Origin of the sequence: Kocuria salsicia (assembly GCF_039532055.1) — a bacterium.
GTDB lineage: Bacteria > Actinomycetota > Actinomycetes > Actinomycetales > Micrococcaceae > Kocuria > Kocuria salsicia.
The window spans coordinates 115,226-125,385 of sequence record NZ_BAAARF010000009.1; the positions used below are offsets into that span (position 1 = coordinate 115,226).

The window sequence follows — 10,160 nt, forward strand, 5'->3', positions numbered from 1 at the left end:
GTCTCTTACGCCCTCACAGCCCCGGCACAGCACCGCCCCACACCCGACAAAGCCTCGGTTCGTAGCGTCGTGGGCAGCACGAAACCAGGACCACCACCTGTCGATGAGGAGACCCTCCATGACCCCGATCTTCCCCCGCCGCAGCATCCGCACCTACCCGGCCGCGTCCGAGGCGCCGCGGGTGCGCAACGACACAGGGGACGCCGCCCCGGGAGCGCAGGGCACGACGTCGCCCGCGGACTCCGCGCGCTCCGACCAGCAAGGTACCGGGCAGCAGGCCGGCACCACCCACGAGCAGCCCACCTTCGAGGGGCGCCCTCTGGACCGCCCGGAGGAGGACGTCGAGGACCAGGGCCTCGCTTTCGACCTCGGAACGCTGATCGACCGCCGCCGCGCGCTCGGCATCTTCGGGGCCGGCGCGAGCGTCTTCGCACTGGCGGCGTGCACGGGCACCACGACGTCGGGCTCGTCCGGCTCCGCCTCCGCGACGGCATCGGCGTCCGAGACCGCGAGCGTCACGCCATCGCCCTCCAAGACCTACGACGAGGAGATGCCGCAGGAGACCGCTGGGCCCTACCCCGGTGACGGCTCCAACGGTGCAGACGCGCTGGACGTCTCCGGGGTGGAGCGCAGCAACATCACCGCGAGCATCGACGGCGGCGCCGCGGTGGACGGCGTAGCCATGACCCTGACGATGAACATCGTGGACATGGTCAAGGACAACGGCCCCATGACGGGCGCGGCCGTGTACGTGTGGCACTGCGACCCGGACGGCAACTACTCCATGTACTCGGAGGGCGTGGAGGACGAGACGTACCTGCGCGGCGTCCAGGTGGTGGGTGACGACGGCAAAGTCACCTTCACGTCGATCGTCCCGGGCTGCTACGCGGGCCGCTGGCCGCACATCCACTTCGAGGTCTTCCCGGACATCGGCTCGATCACGGACGCCACCAACGCGGTGCTGACCTCGCAGATCGCGCTGCCGGAGGAGATGGCCAACACGGTCTACAAGGACTCCCGCTACCCGGACTCCGCCACGAACATGTCCCAGATCACCCTGGAGACGGACAACGTCTTCTCGGACGGGGTGGACATGCAGATGCCGAAGGTCTCGGGCAGCGTGGCCAAGGGGTACACGGTGACGATCGACGTCCCCGTCGACACGAGCACCGAGCCCACGGCCGCCGCAGCACCGGGCGGCGCGGGCGGTCCCGGCGGCGCCCCGGGCCAGTGATTCCGTCGAACGAGTGATCCCGCAGGTCCCGCCGCGGACGACGCCGCCGCACCGCCGGCTCCCCGGCACCCGTGCGCCGGGGCGCGGAGCCGGGTGGAGCGGCGTCGTCCGCGGGTCAGGCGTCGCCGCCCGGGCGTGGGAGCCTGCCGGGGTGGGGACTCAGGGCAGCAGCCCGTAGACGATCCCGCTCACGGCCACGATGCCGGCCACGGTGACGAACACGTTGGAGATCTTCCCGCGGTACGGCTCCAGCGCGGGGAGCCTGCGGATGGCGTACATGGGCATGAGGTAGAGGATCACGGCGATCACGGGTCCGGCCAGGGACTCGATGAGCGAGAGGATGCTGGGGTTGGCGATCGCCACGAACCACGTGGTCACGAAGATGAACACGGCCACGGCCGTCCGCAGTGCCTTGTCGCTGATCTTCGTGCCGTCCCGGTCCACCATGGAGCGCACGATGCCGGTGGCACCCTCCGCCGCACCCATGTAGTGGCCGAAGAACGAAGAGGCGATCGCCGCGAGCGCCACGGCCGGGCCGAGGTAGGCGATGAACGGGCTGCCGTGCTCGTTGGCCAGGTAGGAGAGCACGGGCAGGTTCTGGTCCTTGGCGGCCTGCAGCCCGTGGGGGCCCAGGGCAAGCACGCAGGACCACACGAAGCCCATGGTGAAGACCACCAGCAGCAGGGTGCTGCGCTTGAGCACCACCGAGGCGCGCTCGCTCGCACGGGAGCCGTACTCGTGCTTCATGGCCACCGAGAACTGGGAGATGGCCGGGGAGTGGTTGAACGCGAAGACGAGCACTGGGATGACCAGCCACACGGACATCAGGAACTCCCCGGGCGCGGGCACCCCCTGGAACACGCTGAGGTCCCAGCTGGGGATGAGGAACAGCGTGACGCCCAGGAGGATCAGGATCAGCGGGTAGACGAGCCACTGGGTGACCATCAGCATGATGCGCTGGCCGGTGAACATGACCAGCATGAGCAGCCCCACGAGCAGCCCGGAGAGCAGCCAGCGCGGCGGGGACGCCAGGTGGAACTGGTTGACCAGGAGGCTGTCCACGGTGTTGGTGATGCCCACGCCGTAGATCAGCACGATCGGGTAGATGGCCAGGAAGTACACCACGGTGATCACGCGGCCCAGACCCTCGCCGAAGGCCTTGCGGGCCACGCCGGTGATGTCCTCGCCGGGCACCGGGGAGGCGCACACGAACCGGGACAGCGCCCGGTGGGAAAGGTACGTCATGGGCCCGATCAGCACGGTCACCACCAGCAGCGGCCACAGTCCGCCCAGCCCGGCGTTGATGGGCAGGAACAGCACGCCCGCACCCACCGCGGTGCCGAAGAGTGAGATGGCCCAGTTGGTCTCGAAGCGCCGGTCCACCATGTGCGCGGCGGGTTCGCCACCGGGCTGACCACCTCTCACCGGGGCCTCGTGGGATGGGATGGCTGCGGTGCTTCCGGGGGTCTCCGGCACTGTGGTCTCCGTGGGGTGGGGAACGGGCCGTTGTGTGACCCGGGCGATAGATATACGCGAAGCCCACCCGTTGTTCAACAATGGGAGGACGACGACGCCGTTTCCCACCTCACCGGGGCATCCCCGGAGGGGTGGTGCGCCGTCCCGTAGCATGGGCTCATGTCTCCCGACCTCCGCTTGGACACGCAACTGTGCTTCGCGCTGTACTCCGCCTCCCGCAAGGTGACGAGTGCGTATCGGGAACCCCTGAAGCAGCTGGGCCTGACCTACCCCCAGTACCTGGTGCTGCTGGCCCTGTGGGAGACGGACCACCGCACGGTCAACCAGCTGGGCGAGGCCCTCATGCTGGACAGCGGCACCCTCTCGCCCCTGCTGCGGCGCATGGAGAACGGCGGATTCGTCTCCCGTGCCCGCTCGGCCACGGACGAGCGCTCCGTAGTGATCTCCCTGACCCCCAAGAGCCGGGGGCTGGAGAAGGAGGCCGCGCACATCTACACGGGTCTCCTGGACTCCCTGGACATGAGCACCGAGGAGCGCATGACCCTGCAGCGCCTGGCGCAGCAGCTCTGCCGAGTGCTCTGAGCCTCGCTCCACCCCGGACCACGCCCCGCGGTCGGGTGCGCCGTGGCACTGCCCCCAAGCATCTTGGGCACGGCGAAGCGGGGCGGCCCGTCAGGACCGCCCCGCTCCAGGCGGCGTCGTCAGCTACCAGCTGCCGGCGACTGTGCCCGCGGCTGACTGTGCCCGCGGGCCGCTGCTCACCGGCGCCACGGTGAGCACCCGACCGTGCCATCCAGGACCGACCGATCAGGATCAGCGGCTCAGGGCCGGCGGCTCAGAGCACGCCGTACTCCTCCAGCAGCTCTCCCACCTCGCCCTGTTCGATGCGCTTGCGGAGCCGGCGGCGGATGGGCTCGGGCCCGGGGACCCGCACCTTCTCGCCGTCGCGCAACCGGGTCAGGGCGTCGAGCAGGACGCGCACGTCGTAGGTGCTGCCCCAGGTTTCGGGGACGCCGCGCTCCACGCCCATGAGCTGGTAGACGGCCTCCATGGCGGTGCGCACCGAGTACTCGGTGGTGAAGATGCAGTCCCGCCCGGTCTCGGCGAACTGGCCGAGGAACGCGAAGTTCTGAGCGCCCTCCGGAACCACCTGGGGGCGGTCGCCGGCGTGACGGGGCATGAAGAAGCTCGTCACGTACGGCATCATCACGGGCACGGTCTTGGCGCCGGTGGCCGCGAGCTCCGGGATCTCCTCCACGGGAACGCCCATGTGGTAGAGCCACTCCTGGGTGATCTCCTCACCCGTGCACTCGGACATGGTCTTCTTCACGAAGTCGCCGGGAGTGTCCACGAACAGCGAGTAGACCCACACCACGATCTGGTCCTCGGGCTGCTTCTTGAAGTGCGGCTGGCGGTTGACCGTCCAGCTCAGCAACCAGGAGGAGTCCTCCGCCGTGACGATACCGCCGGTGACCACGCGGCCGCTGAACGGGTCCCGCTGCGCGATCTTGCGGATGTACTCGGGGATCCGGCTGTCCAGCGTGGTGACCGTGGCGGACTCCCACTTGGTCTCGTCGATCGAGGAGCAGAACACCTCGGGACGCCCGAACGAGGGGTCCTTGGCGGCAATGCGCTTCCACAGGTCCCACGCGGAGGCGGGTCCGCGGTCCAGCTTCGCGGGGGTGGCGTGGTCGCCGTCGTTCGAGTTGTCCACCAGGGAGCCGATGGTGGTGAACACGAGGTCGTGCTCACCGAGCTCCTGGGTCTCCTCGGCGCCCTCGCGCGTCCAGTGGATCGCGGTGGCACGGATCTCGCCGTTGCGGTGGGAGAAGTCGATGTCGCGGACGTCCGTGTCGTACTGGAACGTCACACCCTTCTCCGTCAGGTACTTGATCAGGGGCAGCACAAAGGACTCGTACTGGTTGTACTTGGAGAACTTCAGCGCGGAGAAGTCCGGCAGACCGCCGATGTGGTGCACGAAGCGGTGCAGGTAGAGCTTGAACTCCAGCGCGGAGTGCCACTCCTCGAACGCGAACATGGTGCGCCAGTACATCCAGAACGGGGAGGCCAGGAACTCCTTGCTCATCACGTCCTGGATGCGCTTGCCCTCCATCTCCTCACGGGTGGCCAGGAAGACGTGCAGCAGGTCCTTCTGGGCGCGCTGCGGGAGGTCGAACTTCCCCTCGTGCCCGGCGTCCTGCCCGCGCTTCACCGTGGCGCGGCGCAGGGAGTAGTTGGGGTCGTCCAGGTTGAGCCACGCGAACTCGTCCAGCACGGACGCGCCCTCGATCTCCAGGGACGGCACGGAGCGCATCATGTCCCACAGGCACTCCATGTGGTTCTCGAGCTCGCGGCCGCCGCGGATGACGAAGCCCTTCTCGGGGACGTCCAACCCATCCAGGGCACCGCCGGCCAGGTGGCCCTTCTCGACCACCGTGATGTTCGTACCGGGAACGCCGGCGTCGCGCACCAGGAACACCGCGGCCGAGAGGCCAGCGAGTCCGGAGCCAACGATCCACGCACGGGTGTCCTCGGCGTGGGCGGCCGGGCGGGGCCGCATGAACGCCTCGTAGTTTCCTGCAGTCATCTTCATGTCGTTCCTCCTCGGTGGCGCGGGGCGCCCGTCTGGTGCCCTGTGCGCTCATAATTGAGCGTACTCAATTTTGAGTGGAATACAATAATTGCGTGGAAAAAATCGAGAGGTCCTCCTCCTGGACGCACACGCGACGTCGGCCCCACCCCGCAGCGGACGCGGCGAGGGTGGGAAGCGCACCGGACGCAGCCCGCGCGGCGAGCGCGGGAAGTGCGGCAACCAAGGCGCCGGCCGGCCGACGGGCGATCGCCAAGGCGGAGAAGCGGGCGCGGATCCTCACCGCCGCGCGCACGGTCATGGGTGAGAAGGGCTACGCGCAGATGTCCATGAGCGAGGTCGCGTCCCTCGCGGACGTGGCGGCGGGCACCGTGTTCCAGTACGCGGCCACCAAGGCGGAGCTGCTGATGATGGTCACCGAGAGCATCTGGGCGGAGCACGTCAACGATGCACTGCTCGCCACGTCGGCGCCCGGCCAGAGGTCCCCCGCCGAGGTGGTGGACGCCATCATGAACTCTCTCGACCCGATCTTCGACATGGCCGTCCACTGGCCCGAGACCACCGTGTGGATCGCCCGCGAGATCCTCTTCGGGGAGGACCTCCCCCACCGCCGTGAGGTGCTGGGGCTCGTCGAGAAGCTCGAGGCGCACATCGCCCACCTCTTGGGCACGTGCTCGTCCCGAGCCCACGACGCCGCGGCACCCGGGACGGCGGCGCCGTCGCCCGCGAGCGCGGCACCCGGCAGGAACGACCTTGCCGCCTCGCCCGATCGCGCTCACCGCGACACTGCGCTGGACGTGGGCGCGCGGATGATCGTCACGAGCGGGCTGGCGGAACTCAACCGCGCACGCCAGGGGCGCGGGGAGATGCGGCTGCTCATGGGCAGGATGCGCGAGATCGTCACGCTCGTGGCGGCGGGTGTCGGCGCCACCCACCGCGCAGTCTGACGCCCGGCCCCTGACAGCTGAGGCGCGATCTGACGTCCGGACACGCCTTCCGACGGTCAGAACGCGCCCCAGATGGTGCCCCCGCCGCCACCCCGGCGCGGGAGACGACTGCCCCACGCACGACGGAGCCACTGCACGCGGGCGAACCGCGGGCCGGGGCTCCGCGCCGGAGCANCGAACAGGACATAGCCCACGCCGAGCAGCACGAGCCACACGGCTCCCACGATCAGCGCTACCCGGGTGTCAGGGAACCAGCCGAGGAGCACGATCACGAAGAGGATAGCGGCGGTGGCCAGCCACGAGGCCACGGGCCACAGCGGCACCTTGAACGCGGACTCCGGGCGGCCCTTCTTCTCGATCTCGCGGCGCATGGCGATGTGCGAGAAGAGGATCATGAGCCACACCCACACGGTGGCAAACGTGGCGATCGAGGCGATCACCAGGAACACGTTCTCCGGGATCACCGCGTTGAGCACCGCGCCGATGCCCAGTGCCACACCCATGACCACCACGGTCAGCCAGGGCACGCCGTTGCGCGAGACCTTGGTGAACGCCTGGGGGGCCTGACCCTGCTCGGCGAGGCCGAAGAGCATGCGCCCGGCACCGAAGGTGTCCGCGTTGATCGCGGAGATCGCCGCCACGATCACCACCACGTTGAGGATCGCGGGGGCGGCGGGGATGCCGAGGGCGGAAAAGATCTGCACGAACGGGCTGGCGTCCCCGGTGATCTGGTTCCACGGGACCAGGGACATGATGACCACCATGGTGCCCACGTAGAACAGCATGATGCGCGCGGGCACGGCGTTGACGGCCTTGGGGATGGAGCGCGCGGGATCGCCCGCCTCACCGGCGGTGATGCCGATGGTCTCGATGCCGCCGAACGCGAAGACCACCACGGACAGCGCGGCCAGCAGACCGCCCACGCCGTTGGGCATGAACCCGCCGTGGTCCACGAGGTTCTGCGGGCTCACGGTCTCCCCCGGGGCGAACGAGACGCCGATGACCATCAGCGCGATGCCGCCGGCGATCATCGCGAGGATGGCACCCACCTTGACGATGGTCAGCCAGAACTCGAGCTCACCGAAGATCTTCACGTTGCGGGTGTTGATCGCGGCGATGAACATGATCACCGCGGCCACCCAGATCCAGCGGGGCGTGTCCGGGAACCAGAAGCCCATGTAGACGCCGAACGCGGTGACGTCCGCGATGGCCACCACTATCATCTCGAACACGAACGTCCAGCCCGTCACAAAACCCGCGAACGGGCCCAGGTAGCGGGCGGCGTACTGACCGAAGGAGCCGGGCACGGGGTGGCGCACGGCCATCTCACCCAGGGCGCGCATGACCATGTACACCGCCGCACCCGCGAGCACGTAGGCCACGATCACGGCGGGACCAGCCATCTGGATGGCGGTCGCCGAGCCGTAGAACAGCCCCGTGCCGATCGCCGAGCCCAGCGCGATGAACTGGATGTGGCGCATGCTCAGACCGCGGGACAGGGTGTGGTTCTCGTGCGCAGACGCCTGTGGAGCCGGGCTCTGCGGTGCGGGCGATGGGGACGCGGGACTACTCATGGCGCTCTCCTGTGGTGTTCCCGGCGCGGCCGGTCGGTGGGGTGGGTGTCGTGCTCAGGACGTCGTGCGCCAGGGTGGTGATCAGGCGCGCGGCGGTGCGGGCGGTGCGGCCGTCCACGTCCAGGCGGGGCAGCAGCTCCACGACGTCCACCAGCACAAGCTTGCCGCTGCGGGCCACCCGGTGGCACACGGCCTGGATGGTCTCCACGGGGACACCGTATCCCGCCGGGGCGCTCACACCGGGAGCCACGGAAGCGGGGAGGACGTCCAGGTCGATGCTCAGGTGGATTGCGTCCACACGCTCGACGAGGCGGTCCACGACCTCCAGGACGGCGTCGAGGTGGCGGGGCTGGCACTGCTCGTCCGTGAGGAACTCGACGCCCAGCTCCTCCGCCGTGCGGAACAGGATCCCGGTGTTGTTGGGCTCGCTGATGCCCAGCACGGTGTAGTCGAACTCGCGGCCGGCCGCCTGGTCCGCCTGTTCCATCTGCAGGAACGGGGTGCCGGATGAGGGCTCGTCCGCCTGGCGGAGGTCGAAGTGGGCATCCAGGTTCAGCACGCCCACCCGCTGGCCCCGCAGACGGTCGCTGCGGATGCGGCCCAGGTAGCTGCCCCACGCGGTGTCGTGCCCGCCGCCCAGGACCACCACGGGATTGCCTGTGTCCAGGAGCTTTGCGACCTCGTTGCCCAGGGTGTCCTGGCCGCCCTCCAGGTCACGGTCCGGGACCACCACGGTGCCGGCGTCGTGGATGCCGACATCGGCATGGAGGGCGAGCGGGGCGAGAGCGGCGCGCAGGGCGCCGGGCCCCTCGGAGGCACCCACGCGGCCCTTGTTGCGGCGCACACCCTCGTCGCAGGAGAAGCCAACGAGTTCGACGGCGGGCGCCTCCGCACTGGCGCCGCCCTGGTCGCTCCTTGCGGGGCGCACCCTCTGGTGCCAGCGCAGGTGCTCGGGGGTGTCCCCGTCCGTCCTGCCGCTCCACACCTCGGGGTTCGGCGGTGTGATCCGGGTGGTCGTCATGCAGCGTCCTCCCCCGCAGTGCCGCCTCCCCGGGCCGCCTCGCGGTACTCGTGTGTGATCTGAATTACCTTCTGCTCCACACAAGCCCATCACCGGGGATCGCGGGGCATCCCGACACCAGATATCGTCTGGTATTCCAGACACGCAGATCGTACGACACACGACGTCGACGACGCCGCTCACCAGCTCTTCGGGGTGGGGCGCGGCACGGTGGAGACGGCCGGGGTGCACGCAGGGTGACCGTGCGGCGTCGTCGAACACCATCACCGACCGAAGGAAACGCGATGACCGGAGCGAAAGTCCCCGCGGCGCAGAACACGTTGCGGATCCTGAGGTTCCTCGCGTCGCGGAAGGGGCCGGTGGCGGCGTCGTCGATTGCGACGGCGCTGGAACTGCCGCGCTCCAGCGTGTACCACCTGCTGGCGGTGATGACGGAGCAGGGGTTCGTGGTGCACCTGCCCGAGGAGCGGCTGTACGGGCTGGGGATCGCGGCGTTCGAGTTGTCCTCGGCGTACACGCGGCAGGACCCGATGGCGCGGCTGGGCGAGCCGCTGCTGCGGGCGCTCGTGGACGCGGTGGGCGAGAACGCGCACCTGGCGGTGATGCACGGGCGGGACGTGGTCTACGTGGTGGAGGAGCGGGCGCCGTACAAGCCGTCGCTGGTGACGAACGTGGGGGTGCGCATCCCGGCGCACCTCACGGCGAGTGGGCGGTCGATGCTCGCGGGCCTGCCTGCGGCTCAAGTGCGGGCGCTGTACCCGGACCGGGGCTCGTTCGCGTCACGCTGGGAGAGCACGGCGATCACGACGCCGGGTCAACTGCGCGCCGAACTGGAGCGGACCCGTGAGCGCGGCTGGGCCGTTGAGGAGGGGGACGTGACGCCGAACTTCGCGTCCGTGGCGGTGGCGGCGCACGACCACCGGGGGCTGCCGGTGGCGGGGGTCGCGCTGACGTTCCTGGGGCACCACACGGACGAGGCACGGCGGACCGAATTGGTGGGGCACGTGCGGCGGACGGCGGAGGCGCTGACGCGACGGTTGCACGGGGCGGTGCCGGGGGGCGGGGGCTGACGGTCCGGGAATCCCGGATGGGGCACCCACCCGATGCGGAATGGCCCGCGCCCGCAGCGCCATGCCCAGGCCCCTGCACTCATACCCGCGTGCACAACGGCACGCCCCCCTACATCGAGGTGGGCAGGTTCCAGGGGTCCTCGCAACACCTGGTTGTTTAGTCAGTGATTAGTAGATCACGCAGACGCTGGGCTGGGTTCTTCCAGTCCAGCGTTTTGCGTGGTCGCCCGTTGAGTTCCTGGGCAACA

Annotated in this window: 8 protein-coding genes; 4 read left to right on the forward strand and 4 right to left on the reverse strand. The window is 69.4% G+C overall.

Features of this window, described 5'->3' with window-relative positions; genetic code table 11:
* Positions 1–118 precede the first annotated feature (118 nt).
* Entirely contained in the window at positions 119–1,234 is a 1,116-nt protein-coding gene (locus tag ABD264_RS09070; protein ID WP_303106326.1) for a dioxygenase family protein, read from the forward strand.
* Positions 1,235–1,393: 159 nt separating this feature from the next.
* Here the strand turns inward: ABD264_RS09070 and ABD264_RS09075 are convergent, their stop codons facing one another.
* Positions 1,394–2,659 (reverse strand): SLC5/6 family protein, encoded by a 1,266-nt coding sequence (locus ABD264_RS09075; protein ID WP_260983398.1) that lies wholly within the window; start codon positions 2,657–2,659, stop codon positions 1,394–1,396.
* 210 nt (positions 2,660–2,869) lie between these two features.
* On the opposite strand from ABD264_RS09075, the gene ABD264_RS09080 reads away from it, so the two are divergent.
* Positions 2,870–3,292, forward strand: coding sequence for a MarR family winged helix-turn-helix transcriptional regulator (locus tag ABD264_RS09080; RefSeq protein WP_344205616.1), 423 nt, complete (start codon positions 2,870–2,872; stop codon positions 3,290–3,292).
* Positions 3,293–3,545: 253 nt separating this feature from the next.
* Here ABD264_RS09080 and ABD264_RS09085 read toward each other — a convergent pair whose 3' ends face one another.
* Positions 3,546–5,303 carry an oleate hydratase gene (locus ABD264_RS09085; RefSeq protein ID WP_344205618.1) on the reverse strand — a complete coding sequence of 586 codons (1,758 nt, stop codon included), beginning with the start codon at positions 5,301–5,303 and terminating at the stop codon, positions 3,546–3,548.
* 92 nt (positions 5,304–5,395) lie between these two features.
* Here ABD264_RS09085 and ABD264_RS09090 point away from each other — a divergent pair, with 92 nt between their 5' ends.
* A complete protein-coding gene (locus tag ABD264_RS09090) occupies positions 5,396–6,247 on the forward strand; it encodes a TetR/AcrR family transcriptional regulator (protein WP_344205620.1) in 852 nt (283 codons plus the stop codon).
* A 56-nt stretch (positions 6,248–6,303) separates the two neighbouring features.
* On the opposite strand, the gene ABD264_RS09095 is transcribed toward ABD264_RS09090, so the two are convergent.
* Together ABD264_RS09095 and hutG are read right to left on the reverse strand one after the other, a co-directional pair.
* A complete protein-coding gene (locus tag ABD264_RS09095; RefSeq protein ID WP_344205622.1) occupies positions 6,304–7,821 on the reverse strand; it encodes an amino acid permease in 1,518 nt (505 codons plus the stop codon).
* The gene (gene hutG, locus ABD264_RS09100; RefSeq protein ID WP_344205624.1) at positions 7,814–8,842 is read right to left on the reverse strand and encodes a formimidoylglutamase; all 1,029 of its coding nucleotides are present in this window, start codon (positions 8,840–8,842) and stop codon (positions 7,814–7,816) included. The genes ABD264_RS09095 and hutG overlap by 8 nt, the downstream gene beginning before the upstream one ends.
* Positions 8,843–9,126: 284 nt before the next feature.
* Here hutG and ABD264_RS09105 point away from each other — a divergent pair, with 284 nt between their 5' ends.
* Positions 9,127–9,912, forward strand: coding sequence for an IclR family transcriptional regulator (locus ABD264_RS09105; RefSeq protein ID WP_344205626.1), 786 nt, complete (start codon positions 9,127–9,129; stop codon positions 9,910–9,912).
* Positions 9,913–10,160 lie beyond the last annotated feature (248 nt).

Coding starts and splice junctions, on each gene's coding strand:
- ABD264_RS09070 (WP_303106326.1), top strand. CDS start 119: ATGACCCCGATCTTCCCCCGCCGCAGCATCCGCACCTACCCGGCCGCG.
- ABD264_RS09080 (WP_344205616.1), top strand. CDS start 2,870: ATGTCTCCCGACCTCCGCTTGGACACGCAACTGTGCTTCGCGCTGTAC.
- ABD264_RS09085 (WP_344205618.1), bottom strand. CDS start 5,303: ATGAAGATGACTGCAGGAAACTACGAGGCGTTCATGCGGCCCCGCCCG.
- hutG (WP_344205624.1), bottom strand. CDS start 8,842: ATGACGACCACCCGGATCACACCGCCGAACCCCGAGGTGTGGAGCGGC.
- ABD264_RS09105 (WP_344205626.1), top strand. CDS start 9,127: ATGACCGGAGCGAAAGTCCCCGCGGCGCAGAACACGTTGCGGATCCTG.